Here is a 25,086-nt window from a genome sequence, read left to right as displayed (position 1 = left end):
TCTATTCACAGAGACGATTTGACCTTGTCAGCGACGTCAGCCGGCACCCAGGTCGTCCAAATGTCCGCATAATTGTGCAGGAAGTAGACCGCCGACGCGCGATTGCTTTCGTGATGGTCGTCCTGCCAGGCAAGCACATCATTGATCGTGCTGTTGTCCCAGGCGCGCTTCTTCAGATAGTCCCAGGCAGGGCCTGCCCGGCCTGCAAATGACTTTGAAACAACCGTGAAGGCGCGGGAAACGGGATAGGAATTCGGCTCCGGTCGGGGGCAGCCAGGGACCGATGTGCAACTGTCCCACGCCGCCTTGTCGTGATTGACGCCGAAACTCAGACGCGTCATGTCGTATTTGCCAAGGATCGCCGTCGGCGCCCAGTAATATCCGAGCCAGCCGACTTTCTTCTCGAACGCGGCTGCAATGGAGTCATCCAGTCCCTGCGGCGAACTCGCGTCGACGAGATGGAATCCGCTCTTGTCGGCGTTCAGCGCCCGGAAAAGATTGGCCGTCGATATCTGGCAATTCCAGCCCGGCGGGCAGTTGTAGACCGCGCCCTGCGTGCCGTCCGGTCCCGGGAACAGATCCGGACGTTTCAATGCATCCTCGACGCTGCGAATGTCGGGATTGGCGTCTGCAATGAACTTCGGGATCCACCAACCTTCGACCGCGCCCTCGGAGAGGATTTCCGCTCCCTGAACGAGGCGACCCTGCCTCACCGCGTCATCGAACTCGATGCGCACGGCGTTGATCCACAGTTCGGAAGCGACATCCGGCTTCCCTGTCTCGTTCATCGAGGTAAAGGTGGGCATGGTGTCGCCCGGGACGATCTCAACCTTGCAGCCGTAGCCGGCTTCCAGGATGATCTTGTCGATATTCGCCGCGATCCCGGCGGATCCCCACTTCATTTCCGCCAGGGAAACATTGCCGCACTCCTCGGCGAACGCGGCTGCCGCAGCAAACAATCCGACAGCAAGCGCGATGGACGCGCCAACAATTCTCATCGCTCGTTCCCGTTCCCGCGCGATTGCTCCGGTAAGGGGCCGTCGGCGCTTTTTCTCTGGTGCTTGAAAATGGCGGCTATGCTGACGCCTTGACATCGAGCCTACGCGCTGACGAACGGAAATCAATCGCTTTCTCGCTATCCGTGCGGAAATACTAAGCGACTGATTTAAAATAGTTAATGACAAGGCCCTAGCGCCATTTTTGGGTGTTGCGCCGGTCGCTGCGGCGGCCTGCGGAAAAAAATCAGGAAATGCGAAATTTCCCTGCGGCGGCATGCCGCACTAACTCTCCGGTAAGAATGTGGCGCTATAAATCGCGGCGTGGCGGGGGACATCCGCTGCTTCTCCGGATCTGGTATTGCGTCCCGGGGAACGTGAGTATCGCCGTGTTTGGGTGATGCGCCAGCGTATTCGGCAGGCCGCGCGATCTTTTGATCGGCGCGGCTTTCGCATTTTTACGGCGATCCGTTGACCATTGTCCGATCCCCGTTGTACGCCCGGAGTGACTTCCGGAGATTGACAATGACCAAGGCCATCATGCTGCAGGGGACCGGCTCGGACGTCGGCAAGACCATGCTCGTCGCTGGCCTCTGCCGTCTTGCCGCGAACCGCGGGATTGCCGTGCGCCCCTTCAAGCCGCAGAACATGTCGAACAACGCGGCTGTCTCCGACGACGGCGGCGAAATCGGCCGGGCTCAATGGCTGCAGGCCATGGCTGCGCGCATCCCGTCCTCGGTTCATATGAACCCCGTCCTGCTGAAGCCGCAGTCGGAAAACGGCAGCCAGATCGTTGTCCAGGGCAAGGTCTGGGGGCAAGCCAAGGGCCGGGATTACCAGAGGCTCAAGCCGCAATTGCTGGGACATGTCCTGGAAAGTTTCGCGACCGTCTCGGAGGGTGCCGACCTCGTGATCGTCGAAGGCGCGGGCTCGCCTTCGGAGATCAACCTGCGTGCCGGCGACATCGCAAACATGGGGTTCGCCACGCGGGCCGGCGTGCCTGTCGTTCTCGTGGGGGATATCGATCGCGGCGGCGTCATCGCGTCGCTGGTGGGGACGCATGGAATCCTGCCTCCCGACGACCGCGCCATGATCACTGGCTATATCATCAACAAGTTCCGTGGCGATATTTCGCTTTTCGATGATGGCATCGACGCGGTCGGGCGGTTCACCGGCTGGCCGTGCTTCGGCGTCGTCCCGTGGCTTAAGGCGGCGTCGCGGCTTCCGGCGGAAGACTCCGTTGCGCTGGAGCGGCTTGTTCGGGGCGAGGCCAAGGCGTTGAAGATCGCCGTGCCCGTGCTGTCGCGGATTGCCAATTTCGACGATCTGGACCCGTTGAAAGCAGAGCCCGATGTGGAACTGCAGTTCGTGCGTGCCGGGGAGCGGCTACCTGCCGATGCGCAGCTGATCGTGCTGCCCGGATCGAAGTCGACGATTGCTGATCTTGCCGATCTGCGCGCTGAAGGATGGGATGACGATATTGCCGCGCACGTCCGTCGCGGTGGACGCGTCATCGGGATCTGTGGCGGCTACCAGATGCTTGGCCGGACTGTCCACGACCCTCATGGGATCGAAGGAACGTCGGTTGAGACGACGGGACTAGGGCTGCTCGATGTCGAGACCGTCATGCAGCCGGAAAAGACCGTTCGCAACAGCTCCGCCATGTCAGTCGAATATGGCGAAAGCCTTTCCGGCTATCAGATCCATCTCGGCACGACGCAGGGCAGGGATTGCAGCCGGCCCTTTGCCATCGTGGATGGCAGCCCGGATGGCGCGACCTCGACCGATGGCCGGGTGACTGGCACTTATCTGCACGGCGCGTTTGGCAGCGACGCGTTCAGAGCGCGCCTGCTTGCGAGCTTCGGCCTGTCAGGGGAGCGGCGTAACTATCGGGCGGGTGTCGAACAGGCACTCGACGATGTGGCCGCCGAGCTTGAATCCCGCCTCGACAAGGAGTGGCTTTCGAGGCTGCTTGGCTAGATTTCGCCCGATATCTCGCGGCGCCGGCGGTCCAGTTCTTCGCTGTAGCGGCGCAACGTATGGGCTTCACTCAACTGCCCGACGACCTTGCGCTCCACGAGATTGTTGACGACGGCGAGCGCTTCGCTTTCCGTCTTGTCGAAAATCGCGGCTGCCTGCTTCGCGTTCATCTGTGGCTGCAGGAAGTCGTTCCGGTAGCGCAGGAAATCGTCCAGCGACTTGCTGGCATCGTCCGTATCGGTAAGGCTGGCGTAAATATCGGGAACGAGAACGAGGCCGACATACTTGCCGTTGTCGTCGACGAGAATGACGCGCTGGGCGGAGCCGATCGGGAACTTGTCCTTGAACGCCTCCAGGGTGGTCCCTGATTTCGCGGTCTTGACATCGGCACGCATGAGCTTGTCGACCGTCAGATTGCGGATCCAGCCGACATCATGGGCGCTGCGAATGCTCTCACCCCTGAGATGGAAGCGCCATGTGGCGAAGGAGTAGCCAAAGGTGCTGCGCACGACCAGCGACGAAGTGATAACGGCTGCCAGAACAAGAGCGGTGATCGGAAAGTCGCCGGTGATTTCAAGCGCAAGAAACGTCATGGTCAGCGGACCGCCGATGACGGCGACGGCAAGCGAACTCATGCCGACAACCGCGTAGATGATGGGTGTCAGCGTGGCATGGGCGAAGTATGGTGCGGAATAGGCAAAGAGTTTGCCGAGAAGCGCGCCCATGAATAGCGACGCGAAGAACAGCCCGCCTCTGAAGCCGGAACCGATGGAGATCGCCGAAGCAAAGGCCTTCAGAACGAACAGGCCCACCAGTACGGGTATGGCGACGTCGCGGCCAAGATTGAGATGCAGTGCGCCATGGCCAGCCGACAGGACCTGCGGTGTAATCAGCGCGAAAATGCCGACGACGATGCCGCCCAGTGCCGGCCGGAGCGGCGGCGCGATCGAGCTCTTGCGCGCCAGTTCCTCGACGAAGGCGACGCCCTGCATGATCAGAATACCGATACCGGCGCAGAAGGCGCCGAGGAGAATGGCCGGGACGTAGTCGGCGGGCATGACGGTTCCGAAGTCGCCGACGTCGATCAGGAAGTCACCGTCGGCGAGCAGCCTTGCCACAACGGTCGAGACAAGCGCGGAGACGACCACCGGCGTCAGGGAGACGATCGTGTAGGAGCCGATGATGAGCTCGAACGCATAGAAGGCGCCCGTCAGCGGGGCGTTGAATGCGGCGGCGATCGCGCCGGCCGCGCCACATCCGACCAGCACGCGAAGGTCCGAGCGGCGCAGTTGCAGCTTGAACCCGAGCTTCGACGCCAGGCCGGCCGCAAGCTGGGTGTAGCCGGCCTCCAGTCCCACCGATGCGCCAAAGCCGTTGGAGATCAGGTTCTGGACGGCGACGAGGATGCTATCGGTCAGCGATAGCCGCCCGCCATGCAGTGCGTTTGCTTCGATCGGGTCGACCATCGGCTTCTTGCGCGTCTTCGCGAGGATGAAGAGCAGCAGGCCCAGAAGCGCACCGCCGCAGACCGGCGCTGTCAGCAGCAAAAGCTTGTTGTCGATCTGCGACGAACTCAGTCTTTCCACGTCGCTGATGCCGAAAATCAGGCTGTGCATCTCGCGCGAGATGAGGCTCATGGCTGTTACCGCCAGGCCGGAAATGACGCCGACGATCGCGCCGGCAATGACCATTCCCATCTCGCTGCGGCGCAAAAGAGCGCGCATGCGCCCGATGTCGAAAAGGGTGTGGAGCAGGCCAAAACGGCGGAAATCGATTTTCAGAAGCATATCAGGAGAACTAGGCGGACGTGGGGCCGATCAAGAGCGATGGGAGGGGGAAGTCAACGGCGCGATCCGCTTGCAACGCAATTGCGGCAAAAGACCGGCATTTGCAACAATAATTTATGACGTAAGTGGCTGATAAAAGACGATAAATTTGGTAGAGATGGTCGTGTTGAGGGCGGATGCGGCAGCGTGTGCGCCTGCTTGCAATTGACTTCACCAAGACCCTTGCCTAACGATGAATTCATAACGGATGGTTCCGGACCGGTTGAATCGGTGCGGATGAAAAGGGAATGTGAAGCGGTGGACCCAATCCGGGCACCGTCATCATAGCCGACCCCGCGACTGTAGAGCGGTCAGGGTTTTCCGTCCGGCGTTGTTTTCGGGTGGCTGACAGACTGCAATGGTGCAGGCGGGCGGCGCGGAAGTGGCGACGGAAAAGTCACTGGCAGTGCATCATGATCAACCAGGGCAGGACGCCTCTGACGTCTACGAATCGTCCGCCTTTTCATGAAATGCAGCCGGGAAGGCGAGGAAAATCCGCTGGCACGATCTGGGGCGACCGGTTTCCGGTCCGCCCCGATCGCGGCCAAGACCCGCGAGCCAGGAGACCTGCCAATCGTGCCGGGCGAGAAGCCCATTCCTGGGCTTGTGCCCGCTGCCAGCACGGAGGTTGTCATGGCTGAACAGAAGAGTTTTCGGCTGCGTCCTGCAGCCATTCCGGTTCCTTGCGGCAGCGTTCCGCAGATCGGATATCACCTGTCATGAGCCAGATATTATCCGGCGCGACCCTCGTTTTGGGTGGCGCGCGGTCAGGAAAATCGCGTTTTGCGGAGCAGCTCGTCGTTTCGAGCGAGCTTGAGCGCCACTATGTGGCGACTGGTCGCGCCTGGGACGAGGAGATGCGCGCGCGGATCGACAAGCACAAGGCCGATCGTGGCGATCTCTGGCATACCCACGAGGAACCACTCGATCTGGTCGGCTGCCTGCGGGCGATCGATGGCGAGGGGCGGGCGATCCTTGTCGATTGCCTGACGCTTTGGGTCACCAATCTGATGATGGAGGAGCGTGACATGGAGGCCGAGTTTGCTTCGCTTGCCGCGTATCTGCCGACGGCGCGTGCGCGTCTCGTCATCGTTTCCAACGAGGTCGGTCTCGGTATCGTTCCTGAGAACCGCATGGCGCGGGATTTCCGGGATCACGCCGGTCGCTTGCATCAAATGATCGCGGCAGAGGCCGCGGACGTGTATTTTATCGCGGCAGGTCTGCCGCTGAAGATGAAGGGTTGAATTCATGAACCAGCAGAAAATCCCGGCGACCGTGATCACCGGCTTCCTCGGCGCCGGCAAGACGACGATGATCCGCAATCTGCTTTCCAACACCAACGGCAAGAAGATCGCGCTTATTATCAACGAGTTCGGCGATCTCGGCGTCGATGGCGACGTGCTGAAGGGCTGCGGCGCGGAGAATTGCACCGAGGATGATATCATCGAGCTGACCAACGGCTGCATCTGCTGCACGGTTGCCGACGATTTCATTCCGACGATGACCAAGCTCCTGGAGCGCGAGCAGCGCCCCGATCATATCGTCATCGAAACCTCAGGCCTCGCGCTGCCGCAGCCGCTCGTTGCCGCCTTCAACTGGCCTGATATCCGTACGCAGGTCACCGTCGATGGCGTCATCACCGTTGTCGATAGCGCGGCTGTCGCCGCCGGGCGCTTTGCTGACGATCACGATGCCGTCGAGGCTCGCCGCGTGGAAGACGAGTCGCTCGACCACGAGAGCCCGATCGAGGAGCTTTTCGAGGATCAGCTGACCTGCGCCGATCTGATCGTGCTCAACAAGACCGATCTTCTCGATACCGCCGGCCTTGGCCGCGTGCGCGATGAGGTTGCATCGCGTATCGCGCGTAAGCCCGTGATGATCGAGGCGCGTAATGGCGAGGTTCCGGCAAGCGTGCTGCTCGGGCTCGGCGTCGGAACCGAAGACGATGTGATCAACCGCAAGTCTCATCATGAACTCGAGCATGAGGATGGTGTTCCCCACGATCACGACGAGTTCGACAGCTTCGTGGTGGAACTCGGCGCTATTGTCGATCCGGCAGCCTTCGTGGATGCCCTGAAGGGCATCATAGGCGAACATGACGTGTTGCGGCTGAAGGGCTTCGTCGATGTCCCCGGCAAGCCGATGCGTCTGCAGTTGCAGGCAGTCGGCAGCCGTATCGACCACTATTTCGATCGCGCCTGGGCGCCCGGCGAAGCGCGCGGTACCCGTCTTGTCGTCATCGGCCTGCACGAGATGGACGAGGCAGCGGTGCGCAAGGCGATCGAAGCGCTGGCATAAGGCAGTCCGATGCATCTGCTTCTGGCACAGCAGGGAACGATCAGCGACGGCGAGGAGGCGATCGATCTCGGTCAGTCTCCCGGCGACGTCCTGTTCCTGTCGGCCGCCGATACCGAGCTTGCCGCGATCGCCGCCGCCTATGACGAAGCGAAAGCCGGATTCTCGCTGCGGCTGGCAAGCCTGATGAGCCTCAAGCATCCGATGTCGGTCGATGCCTATATCGAGCGGACGGCCCGGCAGGCGAAGCTGATCGTTGTCAGGGCGCTGGGTGGCGCAAGCTACTTCCACTATGCGCTGGAGGCGCTTCATGCTGCGGCGGCGCGATCCGGCGCGCTGATTGCTGTGCTGCCGGGAGATTCGAAGCCGGATGCGGGTTTGACGCCGTTTTCGAATGTTCCGCTTGAGGATCTGAATGCGCTTTGGGCCTACCTGATCGAGGGTGGCGACGGCAACTCGCGCGCGTTTCTTGGGTATGCCGGCGCGATGCTGTCAGGTGCGGAGAAACCGGAAGCGGCATCGCCGCTGATGAAGGCCGGCATCTGGTGGCCGGGCAAGGGCGTCGTTGGCGTCGACGAGTGGAAGGCGGCGTGCGGCGAGCGGGTTCGATTCCTGCAGGGGGTGTCACATTTTCCTGTCGTGGCAGTCAGCTTCTATCGTGCGCTCGTGCAGAGCGGCGAGACAAGACCGGTCGAAGCATTGATTGATGCCTTGCTCGCTGAAGGTATCCGACCGCTGCCAGTGTTTGCCTACAGTCTCAAGGATCCGGTGTCGAAGGGCATTCTGGAGAGCGTCTTTAATATCCTTAAGCCTGAGGTAGTGATCAACACGACTGGTTTCGCCGTGTCGGCGCCGGGCGCGGATCGCGAGCCGACCGTTCTCGAGGCCAACGATGCCATCGTGCTGCAGGCGATCTTCTCGGCCTCTTCGCGTGAGGCCTGGGCCGCGTCCTCACAGGGGCTCTCGGCGCGCGATCTCGGCATGAATGTCGCGCTGCCCGAAGTGGACGGCCGAGTACTGTCACGTGCCGTCTCCTTCAAGTCGGCCGCCCGCTACGATGCGAGGGTCGAGGCCAATATCGTCGGCAGCGAACCCGATCTCGAACGGATGCACTATACCGCTCGACTTGCGGCCAATTGGGCGAAGCTGCGCACCACGGCCGCCGGCGAGCGGCGCATCGCGCTTGTCCTTGCGAACTATCCAAACCGTGACGGCAGGCTTGGCAACGGGGTCGGACTGGATACCCCCGCAGGCACGGTCGAGGTACTCAAGGCCATGTGCGCAGCCGGTTATTCGGTTGCAGAGGTGCCTGATGATGGCGATCAACTGATCCGGCGTTTGATGGAAGGGCCGACGAACTCCGGTAGCGATGGAAAGCTTATCCGCGAATCGCTTTCCTTGAGTCGTTACAAAGCCTTCTTCGAAAATCTTCCGAAAAAGATTCAGGATGAGATCGGCGCCCGCTGGGGTGCGGCCGAGGCCGACCCCTATGTGGTGGACGGCGCCTTTGCGCTGCCGTTCATGCGGCTGGGGCAGGTGCTGGTCGGCATTCAGCCGGCACGCGGCTACAACATCGATCCGAAGGAAAGCTACCATTCGCCGGATCTCGTGCCGCCGCACGGCTATCTCGCCTTCTATGCCTTCCTTCGCCATGAGTTCGGCGCTGACGCCGTCATTCACATGGGCAAGCACGGCAATCTGGAATGGCTGCCGGGCAAGGCGCTGGCGCTGTCGGAGGAGTGCTACCCGGAAGCCATCCTCGCCCCATGCCGCATCTCTATCCCTTCATCGTCAACGATCCCGGCGAGGGAACGCAGGCGAAGCGTCGCGCCGGTGCCGTCATCATCGATCACCTGACGCCGCCGCTGACGCGCGCCGAGAGCTACGGGCCGCTGAAGGATCTGGAAGCGCTGGTCGACGAATACTACGAGGCGTCGGGCGGCGATCCGCGCCGCATCCGGCTTCTCAGCAAGCAGATCCTCGATCTCGTCGCAGACATCGGCCTTGATCGCGATGCCGGCATCGACAAGGGGGAGGGTGAGACCGAGGCGTTGAAGAAGCTCGACGCCTATCTCTGCGATCTCAAGGAAATGCAGATCCGCGATGGCCTGCATGTCTTCGGCGTCTCGCCGCAGGGTCGGCTGCTGACGGATCTGACGGTGGCGCTGGCCAGGGTTCCGCGCGGGCTGGGTGAGGGCGGTGACCGCAGCTTGCAGCGGGCGATTGCCGTGGATGCGGGGTTGGGTGATGTTGTCGGGATTATGGGTGACGCAGCGGGTGGGCTACCCCCCTCTGTCCTGCCGGACATCTCCCCCTCAAGGGGGGAGATAGGCTGGGCGCGGGCTCACCACGAGTCGATCTCCCCCCTGAGGGGGAGATGCCCGGCAGGGCAGAGGGGGTATCACTGGTGCAAACCCCTCGTTCGACCCACTCGATTGCGACATGGCCGCCACATGGACAGGGCCACGCCCCGATATCCTTGCGAGCCTCTCGTCTTCCCCCTGGCGCACCCAAGGCGATACCGTCGAGCGAATCGAACTGCTGGCCGCCAAACTCGTTTCCGGCGAAACGCCGTGCCCGACCCTCTGGTCCAAAACCAGAGCCGTTCTGACCGAGATCGAAACGCTGCTCAAGCCTGCCATTCTTGCCTGCGGCGCTGCCGAAATCGAAGGCCTGCTGCGCGGCCTCGACGGCCGTTTCGTGGCGCCGGGACCATCCGGTGCTCCGACACGGGGCCGGCCGGACGTGCTGCCGACCGGACGCAATTTCTACTCGGTCGATAGCCGGGCCGTGCCGACGCCGGCGGCCTATGAGCTCGGGAAGAAGTCCGCAGAGCTGCTGATCCGCCGCTACGTGCAGGATCACGGCGAATGGCCGGTGTCTTTCGGTCTCACGGCCTGGGGAACCTCGAACATGCGGACTGGCGGCGATGATATCGCCCAGGCGCTGGCGCTGATCGGCGTGAAGCCGGTGTGGGACATGACCTCGCGGCGCGTCACCGGCTATGAGATTATTCCGCCCGCACTACTGCGTCGGCCACGCGTCGATGTGACGCTGCGTATCTCCGGCTTCTTCCGCGATGCCTTTCCGGAGCAGATCGCTCTGTTCGACAAGGCAATTCGTGCCGTCGGGGCCCTGGAGGAGGACGCAGCGGACAACCCGATTGCCGAACGTATGCGTGGTGAAGCCGCACGTCTTGAAGCAGCCGGACTGGATGCAGCGCAGGCTGGCCGCCGCGCCGGCTATCGCATCTTCGGTTCGAAGCCTGGAGCCTATGGGGCAGGGTTGCAGGCACTGATCGACGAAAAGGGATGGGAGCGACGCGCCGATCTGGCCGAGGCCTATCTTGTGTGGGGAAGCTATGCTTACGGTGCCGGCGAAGAGGGCCGGGCGGAACGTGGCGTTTTCGAAGAGCGCCTGCGCTCAATCCAGGCGGTCGTGCAGAACCAGGACAATCGCGAGCATGATCTTCTCGATAGCGACGACTATTACCAGTTCGAAGGCGGCATGGCGGCTGCGGCTGAAATGCTCGCGGGCGATCGGCCGTCGATCTATCACAACGATCATTCACGGCCCGAGAAGCCGGTGATCCGTTCGCTGGAGGAAGAGATCGGTCGCGTCGTGCGTGGCCGCGTCGTCAATCCGAAGTGGATCGATGGCGTCATGCGCCATGGCTATAAGGGTGCCTTCGAGATTGCCGCGACCGTCGATTACCTCTTTGCCTTTGCGGCAACCACGGGCGCCGTTGGCAACCATCACTTCGAAGCCGTGTACCAGGCTTTCGTGGTGGATGCTGAGGTCCGCGATTTCATGATCGAGAAGAATCCGGCCGCTTTCACCGAGATGAAGGAGCGGCTGCTGGAGGCGATCGATCGCAGCCTCTGGACACCGCGCAGCAATTCGGCGCGGTTCGACCTTTCAGACACATTCGGCTTGCATCAGGGCAAGCTTGCATCCGGGGACCATTGAGATGACCGACGAAACCACAGAAGCCGCTGGCCACGCCGACGCCCGCCACGCCGAGAAGATGGCGAAGAAGAAGGCCGCCCGCGACAAGATCATGGCCTCAAAGACCGACGAGAAGGGCCTGATCATCGTCCATACTGGCAAGGGCAAGGGCAAGTCGTCGTCCGCCTTCGGAATGATCTTTCGGCACATCGCGCACGGCAAGCCTTCGGCTGTCGTGCAGTTCATCAAGGGCGCGATGTGGACCGGCGAGCGCGATCTGATCGAGAAGCACTTCTCCGATGTCTGCCAGTTCCACACCATGGGCGAGGGTTTCACCTGGGAGACGCAGGATCGCGCCCGCGATGTCGCGGCGGCGGGTGCCGCCTGGGAGAAGGCGAAAGAGCTGATCCGCGACGAGCGCAATTCGATGGTGCTGCTCGACGAGATCAACATCGCGCTTCGCTATGATTACCTCGACATCAACGAGGTGGTGGAGTTCCTGAAGAACGAGAAGCCGTATATGACTCACGTCGTTCTGACGGGTCGCAACGCCAAGGACGAACTGATCGAGATCGCCGATCTCGTCACCGAGATGGAGCTGATCAAGCATCCGTTCCGCTCGGGCATCAAGGGCCAACCGGGCGTGGAGTTCTGATGACGCAGAGCTGGATTTTCTGGGCGGTGCTTTCGGCGGCTTTCGCCGCATTGACGGCGATATTTGCCAAGATCGGCGTCGCCGGGGTCAATTCCGATCTCGCCACCCTGATCCGCACCGTCGTCATCGTCTTCATCATCAGCGCCATTGTCGCGGCTACCGGGCAGTGGCAGCCATTGTCGAGCATCTCAGGCAAGACGTGGCTGTTCCTCTGCCTTTCGGGAGCGGCAACCGGCGCCTCGTGGCTTGCCTATTTTCGCGCGCTGAAAATCGGCGATGCCGCACGTGTCGCCCCGATCGACAAGCTGTCGATCGTCCTTGTCGCGGTCTTCGGCGTCGTCTTTCTCGGCGAGAAGCTGAACCTCATGAACTGGCTCGGCGTGGGCCTGATTGCCGGCGGGGCGCTATTGATCGCTCTGTTCTAGGCAGCACTGCCGACCGTCGCGGATTGGTTCAGATCGCCAGCCAAACGCGGATCGGATTGGTCGGGTCGGCCAGCAGCTTGATCGTGAAGGCGATGCAGACGATCACGAGCAGCGGCTTGATCAGACGCGCGCCGGTGCGCATGGCGAGGCGCGAGCCGAGTTGCGCGCCCATGAACTGGCAGACGCCCATCATCAGGCCGATCTTCCACAGCGTCGCTCCGAAGGAAATGAAGACGACGAGCGCGCCGATGTTCGAGCCGAGATTCAGCATCTTGGTGTGCGCCGTCGCCTTCAGCATGCCGAAGCCGGCAAGCGAGACAAAGGCAAGCATCAGGAACGAGCCCGTGCCCGGCCCGAAGACGCCGTCATAGAAGCCGATTGCCGGGACGAGGGTGAGGCCGAAGACGAAGGGCGTCATGCGCCGGTGTTTGTCGACATCGCCGAGGTTGGGCTTGAAGGCGAAGTAGAGCGCGATCGCGATCAGCAGGACCGGCATGATGCCTCTGAGCACGCTGCCTGGCACGATCGTTGCCAATGCCGCCCCAGCGCTCCGCCCATCACGGCCATCAGCGCCATCGGCAGCTGTTCGCGAAGATCGACATGGCCCTTTCTGGCATAGGCGATCGTCGCCGAGGCGGCGCCGAACACCGACTGCACCTTATTGGTGCCGAGCGTCTGGAGGGGCGGAATGCCTGCGATCAGCATGGCAGGAACGGTAATCAGGCCGCCGCCGCCGGCGATGGAATCGACGAAACCGGCAAAAAATCCCGCTGCTGCCAGCAGGAAAAGAAGATGTGGGGCAATATCGGACAAGGCAACTGACTCTGGAAGGCGAAAAGACGGTGCATGTTGCATTTCCCTTTCCGGGCTGCAATGGCTTGCAGGTCACAGGAAGTCATCATTCGTATCCGCATGAACAAGGTTGAATTCGACGATAGGCGCAGCTTCGTGCTCGGCCTCGGCTGCGAACGCGGGGCCTCGCCGGCTGAGGTGTTGGCGCTCGCCAGGTCTGCCCTGCAGCAGGCCGGGATCACAGCCGATGATATTGCCGCTGTCGCTTCGATTGCAGCGCGCACCGGGGAGCCGGCAATTCTGAACGCGGCGCAGAGCCTTGCCGTACCTGTAATCTTCTTCGAACCGGATGTGCTGGAGCGCGAAACGCCGCGCCTTGCCAACCCTTCCGACATCGTCTTCAAACTCGTCGGCTGCCACGGTGTTGCCGAGTCTGCGGCGCTTGCGGCGGCAGGCGTGACGGCGGCTCTCATCCTGCCGAAAATGAAATCGCCGCATGCGACGGCCGCGATTGCAAAGACGGTGTTGCAGAACGACTAACCGGCGTTATGTTGGCCGGCCTTGCGGCGCCGCGAAGCGGCCCGCAACAACGAAAGCGATAAGGAACATCCATGCATAAGGTCATCTATGATACGGATCCGGGCGTCGACGATGCGATGGCGCTGCTGTTTCTGCATCGTCATCCCGAAATCGACTTGATCGGAATCACGACTGTTTTCGGCAATGCGTCGATCGAGACGACCACGCGCAATGCGCTGTTCCTCAAGCGTGAATGGAATATTGCGGCGCCCGTTGCGAAGGGTGCAAGCGTCACCATCGATCCTTCCCGCAAGGAAGGCATGTGGCCGACCTTCGTGCATGGCGATAACGGCCTCGGCAATATCGACGTGCCGGCGACGATCGATCTGCCGCTCGATCCGCGTCCTGCCTACCGCTTCATCATCGAAACTGTCCGCGCCAATCCGGGCGAGGTGACCCTTGTCGCGGTCGGTCGCATGACCAATCTCGCGCTCGCGCTAAAGGAAGACCCCGAGATTGCCGGCCTCGTCAAGCAGGTCGTCATCATGGGTGGCAATTTCTATGTGCCGGGCAACGTCACCCCCGTTGCTGAAGCCAACATCCATGGCGACCCCGAGGCTGCCGACATCGTCATGACCGCCCCGTGGAAGGTCGTCGTCATCGGTCTCGATGTGACCGCGATCACCACAATGAGCCGTAGCTTCCTCGGCGACATTGCCCGCAGCGGCGACGATGCCGTGAAGCTGCTCAACGATCTTTCGCAGTTCTACATCGATTTCTACAAGCATGCCGTGGAAGACGGCATGATGGTGCATGACAGTTGTGCCAGCGTCTACGTTGTGGCGCCGGAACTGTTCACGTCGGTCACCGGCGCGGTACGTGTCGTTTGCGGCGGTATCGCCGACGGGCAGACGGTTGTGAAGCCCGACGGACGGCGGTTCCCGCCAGGCGATTGGGATGGCTTGCCGAGCCAGATCGTCTGCACCGGAATCCAGTCCGACAAGGTGCTGGATCTCATCCGCACCACGCTCCTGAACGCCTGAGCCACATACTCTTCTCGACAAGGCATTGGCCGAGTCAGGTCAATGCCTTGCCCGCCGATCCTCATGTTCTGAATCCGGTCCTTCATGCCTGGATATTGTTTTGCCGAAGAGGCTGATTTCGTGAAGCCCGTCGGCGTTGACCTCGGGCCGAGGTGGGCATAGATCATCGAAATGATCGAAGCTGCGCTTTCCAACCTTCCCACAATCGAACCCGGCAGCGTCTGGCTGGTTGGCGCCGGCCCCGGTGATCCCGGTTTGTTGACACTTCTGGCGGTAAAGGCGCTCCGCGATGCGGATGTCGTGGTGCACGATGCGCTGGTGGATGAAAACTGCCTGAAGCTCGCGCGTGCGGATGCACTGCTGGAATATGCCGGAAAACGCGGCGGCAAGCCCTCCGCCAAACAGCGCGATATTTCGCTTCGCCTCGTCGAACTGGCGCGGATGGGAAAACGTGTCCTGCGTCTGAAGGGGGGCGATCCGTTCGTTTTCGGAAGAGGCGGGGAAGAGGCGCTGACGCTTGTCGAGCACAATGTTCCGTTCCGCATCGTCCCCGGCATCAGCGCCGGCATTGGTGGACTGGCCTATGCGGGCATTCCGGTCACGCATCGCGACATCAATCATGCTGTAACATTCCTGACCGGACATAACTCTTCCGGTCTGGTTCCGGATGCCATAAACTGGGACGCAATCGGCAAAGGATCGCCGGTTATCGTCATGTACATGGCCATGAAGCATATCGCGGAAATCAGTGCGAACCTGATCGCTGCGGGACGCTCCCCGTTGGAGCCGGTGGCTTTCGTTTGCAACGCGGCGACCGAAAGCCAGCAGGTGCTGGAGACGACGCTTGGGGAGGCTCCCGCTGCGGTGAGGGCATCCGGCCTCGAGCCGCCGGCTATTGTGGTGGTTGGAGAGGTCGTTCGCCTCAGCGGATCGCTTGATTGGCTTGGTGCATTGGCGGGACGCAAGCTGCAACCTGATCCGTTTCGTCAATCGGAGAGCAAGGAGACGGCATGAGTGGTCTATTGATTGCGGCTCCGTCCTCCGGGTCGGGAAAGACGACTGTTACGCTCGGCCTGTTGCGTGCCTTGCGAAAACGCGGCGTAGCGATTGCTCCGGGAAAAGCGGGGCCTGACTATATCGATCCGGCTTTTCACGCGGCCGCCAGTGGCGTCGCCTGTCTGAACTTCGATCCGTGGGCCATGCGACCGGAGCTGATTGCGGCGAATGCGACGCTGCATCGCTCGGGCGACAGGCTGCTCGTCATCGAGGCGATGATGGGATTGTTCGACGGCGCGGCGGACGGTCGGGGGACCGCTGCCGATCTTGCGGCTATGCTCGGCCTTTCCGTGGTTCTCGTGGTCGACGCATCGCATATGTCGCAATCCGTTGCGGCGCTGGTCGCGGGGTTCGCCGGATTCAGGGCGGATGTGAGAGTGGCAGGCGTCATTCTCAACAAGGTCGGCGGCGAGCGGCATGAAATGATGCTCCGCCGCGCGCTCGAAGCGATCCGCATGCCGATCATTGCCGTCGTTCGTCGCGACAATGAGGTTGCCCTGCCGGAACGCCACCTTGGCCTCGTGCAGGCGGGCGAGCATCAGGCGCTCGAGAACTTCATCGAGCATGCTGCCGACGCTGTATCGGAGGCTTGCAATTTCGAGTTTCTGCTCCGCGTGGCACGGCAGGGGCTCAACAAGCCCTCGACGGCAAACATTGCGCGCCTGCCGCCGCTCGGAAGCCGGATCGCCGTTGCCCGCGACATCGCTTTTGCATTCTCCTACGAGCACATGCTTCTCGGCTGGCGTCGGAGAGGGGCGGAGATTACGTTCTTTTCACCGCTCGCCGACGAAGCGCCAGAACGAACCGCCGACGCCATCTATCTGCCGGGCGGCTATCCCGAACTGCATGCAGGCCGGATTGCCGCCGCTTCGACGTTTCGAGCAGGAGTGCTGCGGGCAGCCGAGAGCGGCGTGCGCATTTACGGCGAGTGCGGGGGGTACATGGTGCTTGGCGAGGGGCTGATCGATGCCGGCGGAGAGCGGCACGAGATGCTCGGCCTTCTGCCGTTGGTCACCACCTATCAGGATCGCAAGCGCCATCTCGGCTACCGCCGGGTTTCGCCGCTCAATGGCTCGTTCTTCGAACAGCCGATGACGGCGCACGAGTTTCACTATTCCGCCGTGGCGGCGGAAGGAGAGGCCGAACGGCTTTTCCAGGTGAGAGATGCCCTCGACAATGACCTTGGCAGCGCCGGACTTCAGCGCGGGCAGGTGGCCGGTTCCTACATGCACCTGATCGACCTTGCGAGCGAAGCGGCATGAATGCACCGATCGTCCATGGCGGCGGGATCACGGCTGCCGCATTGCTCTATGGAGGGCAGCCTGAGGACTGGCTGGATCTGTCGACAGGTATCAATCCACACCCGGTCGCGGTGCCTGAGATTTCAGTCCGGGCGTGGCACCGCCTGCCGGATGCGTATCTGGTCGCCGCTGCTCGCGAGGCTGCGCGAGACTATTACCGAAGCGGTACGCTGCTGCCGCTGCCGGTACCCGGGACGCAGTCGGTTATCCAGCTGTTGCCGCGCCTTGTCCGGGCTGGAGCGCGCATCGCGATCCTCGGCCGACTTATGGGGAATATCAACGCGCGTTCGCATCCTCGGGCCATGCGATCGATATGGTCGCGAGCCTCGAAGAGATCGATCAGCGGCATGCCCTGGTCGTCGTCGTCAATCCAAACAATCCAGATGGTAGGACGTTCGAAATAGCTCGGCTTTCGGCGCTAGCCAAACGCATGGCCACATGGGATGGCGTCCTCGTTGTCGACGAGGCCTTTGGCGATTCTGAGCCTCAGAATAGCATCGTTCCGGAGCTTGCCGGGTCTGCGAACGTGGTCGTGTTTCGCTCTTTCGGAAAGTTCTTCGGCCTTGCCGGTCTGAGGCTCGGTTTCATCATTGCGCCGTCAGAGGTTCTCGACAGGTTCGAGGGTTGGCTTGGGCCCTGGGCGGTGTCCGGTCCGGCTCTTTCCGTCGCCGCGTCGCTGCTGCGTTCGGATACGACGGCAATCAGCCAGGCGATTACAGAGCGCAGCCTTGCTTTGCGCCGGACGCTGGAGGCCGGCAGTCTCAAGATTGCCGGCGGAACGCGCCTGTTTTCGCTCGTCGAGCACAATGTCGCCGACCGTTTACACGCACATCTTTGCCAATCCCGGATCCTTGTCCGGAAATTCGACTACGCACCCAACTGGCTTCGCTTCGGGCTTGCTGCCGATGCAGCGGGCGACGCGAGGCTTCTGGAGGCTCTTCAGAGTTATGACGCATGACGTTTGAACTGAATCTTCTCGTCCTGGTCCTTGCGCTGCTTCTCGACCGGATCGTCGGTGATCCGCCCGTTCTATGGGCTCAGGTGCCGCATCCGATCGTACTGTTCGGCCGCGCCATCGGGTGGTTTGAAGGATGGCTTAACGGCAGCACGCTGACGAAGCGGCAAAAGCGACACAACGGTATCCTGTGCATTGTGCTGCTGCTTCTGGCGAGCGCGCTTGTCGGCCTGATCCTCCATTGGTTCTTCGCGTTGTTCGGGCTGGCCGGGATACTGCTCGAGGTGGTCTGTGCGACCGTCTTCTTCGCGCAGAAGAGCCTCGGCGACCACGTCGATGCCGTGGCGGCGGGGCTGAAGGAAGACGGATTGCAGGGCGGGCGGCACGCCGTATCGATGATCGTCGGACGCGACCCCGAAACGTTGGACGAGCCTGCTGTTTGCCGTGCCGCGATCGAAAGCCTTGCCGAGAATTTTTCGGACGGCGTCGTCGCGCCGGCGCTCTGGTATGCTGTTCTCGGCCTGCCCGGGCTTTTCGCCTACAAGATGCTGAACACCGCAGACTCGATGATCGGGCACAAGACGGAGCGCTACCTCGATTTTGGCTGGGCTTCCGCGCGGCTCGACGATCTGGCGAACTGGCCGGCCGCGCGCCTGTCCATCGTGTTGATTGCCGCAGGCGCCTGGCTGCGGCGGGGCAGCGACGCATGCCGGGAGGCATTTCGTATCGCCATGCGCGACGGCGGCCTGCACCGTTCGCCAAATTCCGGTCGCCCGGAAGCGGCGATGGCAGGGGCGCTGAATGTCCAGCTCGCCGGCCCAAGGGTCTATTCCGGGGTTGTCGTCATGGAGCCGATGATCAACGGTGCAGGGCGGGATACGGCAACTGTCGGCGATATCGAGGACGGTCTGTCGGTTTTCTACGCCAGTTGCTCGGTGCTCGCCTTCGTCATTCTGGCCCTCTTCGTCGTGCTTCTGTAGCCGACGTTATCCTCTTGCTTACCATGATCTTTAAGCTCATGTAATTCGTGAGGAAATACGTTCCTTTCCATTGGGTCGTCGAATGAGACGGAGAGGGACGATGAAAACTATACTTGTCGGAGCGGCGGCAATTCTTCTGCTGCAACTATCAGCCGCGGGCGCGAGCGCTGCGACCCTGGTCGCCAAGATCAGTATCGGCGACCAGACCATGACCGTGAGCGAAAACGGCTTCGTGAAATACCATTGGAAGGTCTCGACCGCCCGCCGTGGTTACGTCACTCCGGTGGGGTCCTGGAGTGCCAAGTGGCTTTCCCGCGATCACCGTTCAAAGAAGTATGACGATGCGCCGATGCCCTATGCGGTGTTTTTCAACGGCGGATACGCCGTGCATGCCACGTATGACCTGAAGCGGCTTGGCCGGCCGGCGTCGCATGGCTGCGTTCGCCTTCACCCCGAGAATGCCGCGCAGTTCTTCACCATGACCCGCCAGGCGGGGCTTGCGAACACCCGCGTCGTCATCGCCAATTGATTGCTGACCCAGCTAACGGCACTTGCTCGCGCAGAACGGGCCTGCATGCTGTTTGAGCAACAGTGGAGTTGCAAATTGCGCATTGCAATAGGCGAAGGCATTGGCTTTTGAAATGGATTTGCCTATGAGGGGGTAAATTCTCATCTCAAGAGGTACAGGCGTGACCGCTACATTCGATAAAGTTGCCGACATCATTGCAGAGACGAGCGAGATCGATCGCGACACGATCACGCCGGAAAGCCATACGATCGACGACCTCGGTATCGACAGCCTCGACTTCCTCGATATCGTTTTTGCGATCGACAAGGAATTCGGCATCAAGATCCCGCTCGAAAAGTGGACGCAGGAAGTCAACGAAGGCAAGGTTTCCACGGAGGAATACTTCGTGCTGAAGAACCTCTGTGCCAAGATCGACGAGCTGCGCGCCGCCAAGGCCTGATCGGCACAACCAACTTTTTTATCCGCCCTGCCGCCCTTCATCATGGCGGCCGGGCGGTTTTGTTACTAAGTAGGCCTAGCCGCCGGGTTTGGTGCTCGTGCGGCCGGAGGATCCGATGCTGCTGGAATACTTCCAGATGATTGACCGTATCGAGGCGGTCGACCTTCAAAAAGCAACGCTCAGGGCGCGTTCCGTCGTGCCCGCGAAGAGCCCTGTGTTCGAAGGTCATTTTCCTGGCATGCCGCTTGTACCGGGCGTGCTTCTCATAGAGACGATGGCGCAGGCGTCGGGCATGCTCGTGCTTGCCGCGACCAATTTTGCCGCCATGCCGTTCCTGATGTCCGTCGACGGCGCCAAGATGCGCACGTTCGTCGAGCCTGAAGCCGTACTGGATATCGAGGCTTTTCTCGAACACGACGGATCCGGATTCGCTGTTACCAAGGCGAAGATCACGAGTGGCGGCAAGAAGGTCTGTGATGCGCAGCTCAAGCTCCGCACCATGCCCTTCAGCGAAGTGCCGCTCGGAGATATCGTCAAGAAACGGGCCGGCGAGGTCGGGCTTTTGGATGCGATCGCTGCGCAAGGAGTGAACGGATGAGCAAGGCTCATAATGATGTCGTGATCACAGGCGTCGGCATTGTCACGTGCCAGGGCGTCGGCAAGGATGCGCATGTCGCGCTGCTGACGGCCGGCGAGGCGCCGAAGACGGTTGTCGAAACCGAGAAGTTCAAACCCTACCCGATCCATCCGCTCCCTGAGGTCGATTGGTCGCAACAGATCGCCAAGCGCGGTGACCAGCGACAGATGGAAAACTGGCAGCGTATCGGCGTCTTCGCTGCGGGCCTCGCGCTCGATGATGCCGGTTTCAAGGATAACGCCGAAGCCTGCGGCAGCATGGACATGATCGTTGCTGCCGGCGGCGGCGAGCGCGACATCAACGTCGATACGATCATCGTCGACGAAGGCTTGAAGCGCAACGACCGCGAAGTACTGCTGAACGAGAAGCTGACGACCGAACTGCGTCCGACGCTGTTCCTCGCGCAGCTGTCGAACCTGCTGGCAGGCAACATCTCCATCGTGCACAAGGTGACCGGATCCTCGCGAACCTTCATGGGAGAGGAATCCGCCGGGATCTCAGCCGTTGAGACCGCGTTCTACCGGATCAAGTCCGGAGAGTCGTCGCATGCGCTCGTCGGCGGTGCGTTTTCGGCCGAGCGGCTCGACATGGTCCTTCTCTTCGAAGCAATCGGCTCGCATTCGCGCGATGAATGGAAGCCGCTGTGGTCACGCGACGACGGCGGGATCATTTCGGGATCGCTTGGTGCGTTCCTGGTGCTTGAATCCCGCGCGCACGCCGAAGAGCGCGGCGCGCATATCTACGGGACGATCTCGTCCATCGAAGGCGATCGCGGCAATCGCAACGCCGGTAATTTCGAACGTCGCCTCGAGCGTTTGCTTGAGCCGACGGATGGGCTCGCGTCCGAAAGCACGGCAATCTTTTCCGGCTCCACGGGGATGCCGGAACTCGCACAGCGCGAGAAGGCGGTTCTCGAGCGCCAATTGCCGGGTGCCGCGATCCGCGGTTTCGGCGGCGTCACCGGACACGGCATGGAGGCGCACTTTACCCTCGGGCTCGCACTCGCGGCATTGGCTGTCGACAGCAAGGCCGTCATCCCCCAGTTCGACCCCACCCATGAGAAGCCGATGACCGCGCCGACCAAGGCGGCGATCGTCACCACGGTTGGCCACCAGCGCGGCGAAGGCGTCGCGGTTCTGTCCGCGGAAGCGTGAGGAGAGAGCAATGAAAGATTCTGCTTACAGGGATCATCTCGGGCGCCCCATCGTCGCCGTAACCGGCGTTGGTATCATCACCTCGCTCGGCCAGGGATTGAAGGACAACTGGGCGTCGCTGACCTCGGGCAAATCGGGTATTCACGACATCAACCGGTTCCCGACCGATGGTCTTTCGACGCGCATCGCAGGTACCGTCGATTTCATCGATATCCCGGCTGACAACGCTGTCGAGCGCTCCTATGCGTTTGCGCGCGAGACGACCATCGAAGCGCTTGCGGATGCCGATATTTCCGGCGACTTCAACGGTCCGCTGTTTCTCGCCGCTCCGCCGATCGAGCCCGAATGGAATGCACGTTTTGAACTCGCCGACCGTTCGCCGCCGGCCACTCATCCGGGCGACGCCTATGAGCGTTTCCTGGCGGCGATGCGCCAGCGTCCTGATCCTGTATTCCACGAGGCGGCCCTGTTTGGCGCGATCTCGGAGCGGCTCGCCGACCGGTTCGGCACGCGCGGCCTGCCGGTGACGCTGTCGACGGCTTGTGCTTCGGGTGCAACGGCAATCCAGCTCGGTATCGAGGCGATCCGCCAGGGTCGCACGAACCGCGCTCTGGCTGTGGCCACCGACGGGTCGGTCAGCGCCGAGGCCTTGATCCGCTTTTCGTTGCTTTCGGCCCTGTCGACGCAGAACGACCCGCCGACCAAGGCTTCCAAGCCGTTCAGCAAGGATCGCGATGGCTTCGTCATCGCCGAAGGTGCTGCGACGCTGGTTCTGGAATCTCTAGAGTCAGCCATCGCGCGCGGCGCGAAGATCCTGGGCATCATGAAGGGCGCCGGTGAAAAGGCGGATTCGTTCCACCGCACGCGTTCCTCGCCCGACGGTGGCCCGGCGATCGCAACGATCCGCGCAGCGCTTGCGGATGCGGGCATGAACGAAGACAGCATCGGCTACATCAACGCCCACGGCACATCGACGCCTGAAAACGACAAGATGGAATATGCTTCCATGCTGGCGGTTTTCGGCGAGCGTCTTGCTTCGATCCCGCTATCTTCGAACAAGTCGATGATCGGCCATACGCTGACCGCCGCAGGCGCCGTGGAGGCAGTCTTCTCGCTGCAGACGATGCTGACCGGCACGCTGCCGCCGACGATCAACTACAACACGCCTGATCCGACGATCGTCCTCGATGTCGTGCCGAACAAGAAGCGTGACGGGCAGGCGAACGCGGTGCTGTCGAATTCCTTTGGATTCGGCGGGCAGAACGCCAGCCTTGTCATGGCGCTGGAACCGGCTTAATCGGTTTTCGATCGTAGTTTGAGAAAAAACTGGCGCTGTGTTCGCCGCCCTCGCGGTTGCGAAGCGGGCGCAGCGCCCATTCATAAACTGCGCGTCGGCGTCGGCCGATGCGCTTGCCCAAGGACTTTGCCATGCGCGCTTTGCAACTGATCGACGACCGCAAGCTTGAGATCACCGATCTGCCCGAGCCCGATGCTCCCGCTGCCGGCGAGGTGACGCTGCGCGTCAAGGCCGTCGCCCTGAACCACATCGACGTCTGGGGTTGGCGCGGCATGGCCTTCGCCAAGCGCAAGATGCCGCTGGTCATCGGTGCTGAAGCTTCCGGCGTGGTCGAGGCGATCGGCCCTGGCGTTGCCAATGTCCTGCCGGGGCAGCTGGTTTCGATCTACGGCGCGCGCACCTGCGGTCTCTGCCGCCCGTGCCGCGAGGGCCGAGACAATCTTTGCGAACATGTCTCCGGTGTTCATGGCTTCCATCTCGACGGCTTTGCGCAGGAAAAGGTCAATCTGCCTGCGCGCCTTCTGGTTCCGGCTCCTCCCGGTGTCGATGCGATCGGTGCTGCGCTGGCTCCCGTGACCTTCGGAACTGTCGAGCACATGCTGTTCGATAATGCCAAGCTTGAGCCCGGCGAAACCATTCTCGTGCATGCTGGCGGTTCCGGCATCGGCACGGCTGCCATCCAGCTTGCCAAGAAGATCGGCTGCACCGTCATCACGACTGTCGGCTCCGACGACAAGATCGAGAAGGCCAAGGCGCTTGGCGCAGATCACGTCATCAACTACCGCACCGACCGTTTCGAGGGCGTTGTCCGCAAGCTCACCAAGAAGAAGGGCGTCGATGTTGTTTTTGAACACGTCGGCAAGGACACCTGGGCCGGCTCTATGCTTTGCATGAAGCGTGGCGGCCGCCTCGTTACCTGCGGATCGACGTCAGGTGTTTCGACCGAGATGAACCTGATGATGCTGTTCCAGCAGCAACTGAAGCTGCTCGGTTCGTTCGGTTGCCGCATGGAGAACATGGCGGATGCCATGCAGAAGATGGGCCGCGGGCTGGTGCATCCTGTTATCGACACCGAGGTCAGCTTCGATGATATCGACCGCGCTCTGGAGCGCATGGAATCGCGCCAGATCTTCGGCAAGATCATCCTGAAGATGGACTGAGCCCCTTGAAGCTCTTCATCACCCGCATCGTGCTCAAACTGCAGCATTTCCGCCAGTGGCTGATTGCGCAGGTGATGTTCGGATTCCTGAATTTCCTGAAGCTCTTTCCGGCCGATGGGGCGATCAATTTCATCGATTGGCTGATGCGCAGGATCGGCCCGAAGATGCGTCGGCACAAGCTGATGCTGACCAATCTCCGGAATGCCTTCCCTGAGAAGAGCGACGCTGAAATCAACGAGATCGCGCTTGGAAGCTGGGCCAATATGGGCCGTCTGGCGGCCGAGTACGTGTTCCTGGATCGGCTCTTCGATTTCGACCCCGAGCAATCGAAACCGGGCAGGGTGGAGGTATCGGGCATTCCGATCTTCATCGACCTCCTTGAAAATCCGCGGCCATTCATCGTGTTTGCGGGACACACGGGGAATTTCGAGCTGCTGCCGGTCGCGGGTGCCGCCTTCGGCCTCTACGTGACGGTTCTCTTCCGTCCGCCGAACAACCCTTACGTGGCGCAGAAGGTCTTCGACTTCCGAAGCGCGCGCATGGGCAAGCTCGTGCCGTCGCATGCCGGCTCGTCGTTTGCGCTGGCGCGGCAGCTCGAAGCGGGGCAGGGCGTCGGCGTGCTCGTCGACCAGAAGTTCCAGAAGGGGCTGAAGACCGAGTTCTTCGGACTACCCGTGCAGACCAACCCGCTGCTCGGAAAGCTGGTTCGGCAATTCGGCTGCGAGGTTTATCCGGCCCGATGCATCCGGCTGCCGGGAAATCGCTATCGTCTCGAGATCGAACCGCGCATTGAAATGCCGCGCGATGCCAACGGCAATCTCGATCTCACGGCAACCGCACAGCTTTTGAACGATAAAGTTGAAAGCTGGGTGCGGGAATATCCCGAACAATGGCTCTGGTATCATGATCGCTGGCAGATCAAGCACAGCGTATTCAAGTAAATCCTACATCTTGTCATTGAAAAATACCTGCTGTTGTTCATTGAATATGAACAAGTGTCATGTTACCGCCTCTACTAAGGCGAGCGCTTTTGTGGTTTCGGCTTTAATTTGTCGCAATCCGAGGTTCAGCTGATCTCTGAATGTTCGTCACAGGGTCTG

Annotated in this window: 19 protein-coding genes, 3 pseudogenes and 1 riboswitch; of the genes and pseudogenes, 19 read left to right on the top strand and 3 right to left on the bottom strand. The window is 61.5% G+C overall.

Features of this window, described 5'->3' with window-relative positions; genetic code table 11:
- Positions 1-5 precede the first annotated feature (5 nt).
- Positions 6-998, bottom strand: a complete 993-nt coding sequence (locus FZ934_RS08170; protein ID WP_153270658.1) for a glycine betaine ABC transporter substrate-binding protein — start codon at positions 996-998, stop codon at positions 6-8.
- Between the two features lie 522 nt (positions 999-1,520).
- Between FZ934_RS08170 and FZ934_RS08165 the strand changes: the two genes are divergently transcribed.
- Entirely contained in the window at positions 1,521-2,975 is a 1,455-nt protein-coding gene (locus tag FZ934_RS08165; RefSeq protein WP_153270657.1) for a cobyric acid synthase, read from the top strand.
- Here FZ934_RS08165 and FZ934_RS08160 read toward each other — a convergent pair.
- A complete protein-coding gene (locus FZ934_RS08160) occupies positions 2,972-4,762 on the bottom strand; it encodes a chloride channel protein (protein WP_153270656.1) in 1,791 nt (596 codons plus the stop codon). The genes FZ934_RS08165 and FZ934_RS08160 overlap by 4 nt on opposite strands.
- Positions 4,763-4,993: 231 nt before the next feature.
- A riboswitch (cobalamin riboswitch) is annotated at positions 4,994-5,390 on the top strand.
- A 130-nt stretch (positions 5,391-5,520) separates the two neighbouring features.
- Here FZ934_RS08160 and cobU point away from each other — a divergent pair.
- The 5 genes and pseudogenes from cobU (at position 5,521) to FZ934_RS08135 (ending at position 12,124) form a co-directional block, all read left to right on the top strand.
- Positions 5,521-6,045: a bifunctional adenosylcobinamide kinase/adenosylcobinamide-phosphate guanylyltransferase gene (gene cobU / locus FZ934_RS08155; protein WP_153270655.1), complete on the top strand. Its 525-nt coding sequence runs from the start codon at positions 5,521-5,523 to the stop codon at positions 6,043-6,045.
- 4 nt (positions 6,046-6,049) lie between these two features.
- On the top strand, positions 6,050-7,099 hold the full coding sequence (cobW, locus tag FZ934_RS08150; RefSeq protein ID WP_153270654.1) for a cobalamin biosynthesis protein CobW: 1,050 nt from the start codon (positions 6,050-6,052) through the stop codon (positions 7,097-7,099).
- 9 nt (positions 7,100-7,108) lie between these two features.
- Positions 7,109-11,065, top strand: a pseudogene (gene cobN / locus FZ934_RS08145) (cobaltochelatase subunit CobN); the annotation flags it as partial.
- 1 nt (position 11,066) lies between these two features.
- On the top strand, positions 11,067-11,699 hold the full coding sequence (gene cobO, locus FZ934_RS08140) for a cob(I)yrinic acid a,c-diamide adenosyltransferase (RefSeq protein ID WP_153270653.1): 633 nt from the start codon (positions 11,067-11,069) through the stop codon (positions 11,697-11,699).
- Positions 11,699-12,124 (top strand): EamA family transporter, encoded by a 426-nt coding sequence (locus tag FZ934_RS08135; protein WP_153270652.1) that lies wholly within the window; start codon positions 11,699-11,701, stop codon positions 12,122-12,124. The genes cobO and FZ934_RS08135 overlap by 1 nt, the downstream gene beginning before the upstream one ends.
- Before the next feature lie 28 nt (positions 12,125-12,152).
- On the opposite strand, the pseudogene FZ934_RS08130 reads toward FZ934_RS08135, so the two are convergent.
- A pseudogene (locus tag FZ934_RS08130) lies at positions 12,153-12,937 on the bottom strand (TSUP family transporter).
- Between the two features lie 99 nt (positions 12,938-13,036).
- On the opposite strand from FZ934_RS08130, the gene FZ934_RS08125 reads away from it, so the two are divergent.
- The 13 genes and pseudogenes from FZ934_RS08125 (at position 13,037) to FZ934_RS08065 (ending at position 24,927) form a co-directional block, all read left to right on the top strand.
- Positions 13,037-13,456 (top strand): cobalamin biosynthesis protein, encoded by a 420-nt coding sequence (locus tag FZ934_RS08125; RefSeq protein WP_153272395.1) that lies wholly within the window; start codon positions 13,037-13,039, stop codon positions 13,454-13,456.
- 71 nt (positions 13,457-13,527) lie between these two features.
- Positions 13,528-14,478 (top strand): nucleoside hydrolase, encoded by a 951-nt coding sequence (locus tag FZ934_RS08120; protein WP_153270651.1) that lies wholly within the window; start codon positions 13,528-13,530, stop codon positions 14,476-14,478.
- Positions 14,479-14,649: 171 nt separating this feature from the next.
- Positions 14,650-15,492, top strand: a complete 843-nt coding sequence (gene cobA / locus FZ934_RS08115) for a uroporphyrinogen-III C-methyltransferase (protein ID WP_194273772.1) — start codon at positions 14,650-14,652, stop codon at positions 15,490-15,492.
- Positions 15,489-16,796, top strand: a complete 1,308-nt coding sequence (locus tag FZ934_RS08110; protein ID WP_153270649.1) for a cobyrinate a,c-diamide synthase — start codon at positions 15,489-15,491, stop codon at positions 16,794-16,796. The genes cobA and FZ934_RS08110 overlap by 4 nt, the downstream gene beginning before the upstream one ends.
- A pseudogene (gene cobD / locus FZ934_RS08105) lies at positions 16,793-17,793 on the top strand (threonine-phosphate decarboxylase CobD). The gene FZ934_RS08110 and the pseudogene cobD overlap by 4 nt, the downstream one beginning before the upstream one ends.
- A complete protein-coding gene (gene cbiB / locus FZ934_RS08100) occupies positions 17,790-18,770 on the top strand; it encodes an adenosylcobinamide-phosphate synthase CbiB (protein ID WP_153270648.1) in 981 nt (326 codons plus the stop codon). The pseudogene cobD and the gene cbiB overlap by 4 nt, the downstream one beginning before the upstream one ends.
- A gap of 100 nt (positions 18,771-18,870) precedes the next feature.
- Positions 18,871-19,299, top strand: coding sequence for a L,D-transpeptidase (locus tag FZ934_RS08095; RefSeq protein WP_153270647.1), 429 nt, complete (start codon positions 18,871-18,873; stop codon positions 19,297-19,299).
- A gap of 160 nt (positions 19,300-19,459) precedes the next feature.
- Positions 19,460-19,738 carry an acyl carrier protein gene (locus FZ934_RS08090; RefSeq protein WP_037061102.1) on the top strand — a complete coding sequence of 93 codons (279 nt, stop codon included), beginning with the start codon at positions 19,460-19,462 and terminating at the stop codon, positions 19,736-19,738.
- Between the two features lie 115 nt (positions 19,739-19,853).
- Complete coding sequence (locus tag FZ934_RS08085) at positions 19,854-20,336, top strand: 3-hydroxyacyl-ACP dehydratase FabZ family protein (protein WP_153270646.1); 483 nt, start codon at positions 19,854-19,856, stop codon at positions 20,334-20,336.
- Positions 20,333-21,529 carry a beta-ketoacyl-ACP synthase gene (locus FZ934_RS08080; protein WP_153270645.1) on the top strand — a complete coding sequence of 399 codons (1,197 nt, stop codon included), beginning with the start codon at positions 20,333-20,335 and terminating at the stop codon, positions 21,527-21,529. Before FZ934_RS08085 ends, FZ934_RS08080 begins: the two co-directional genes overlap by 4 nt.
- Before the next feature lie 10 nt (positions 21,530-21,539).
- Positions 21,540-22,826, top strand: coding sequence for a beta-ketoacyl-ACP synthase (locus FZ934_RS08075; protein WP_153270644.1), 1,287 nt, complete (start codon positions 21,540-21,542; stop codon positions 22,824-22,826).
- Between the two features lie 131 nt (positions 22,827-22,957).
- A complete protein-coding gene (locus FZ934_RS08070; RefSeq protein WP_097612985.1) occupies positions 22,958-23,986 on the top strand; it encodes a zinc-binding dehydrogenase in 1,029 nt (342 codons plus the stop codon).
- Positions 23,987-23,991: 5 nt separating this feature from the next.
- Positions 23,992-24,927, top strand: a complete 936-nt coding sequence (locus FZ934_RS08065; RefSeq protein ID WP_153270643.1) for a lipid A biosynthesis lauroyl acyltransferase — start codon at positions 23,992-23,994, stop codon at positions 24,925-24,927.
- Positions 24,928-25,086: the final 159 nt, after the last annotated feature.

Origin of the sequence: Rhizobium grahamii (assembly GCF_009498215.1) — a bacterium.
GTDB classification, from domain to species: Bacteria; Pseudomonadota; Alphaproteobacteria; order Rhizobiales; family Rhizobiaceae; genus Rhizobium; species Rhizobium grahamii_A.
This window is presented reverse-complemented; position numbering and strand designations above follow the sequence as displayed.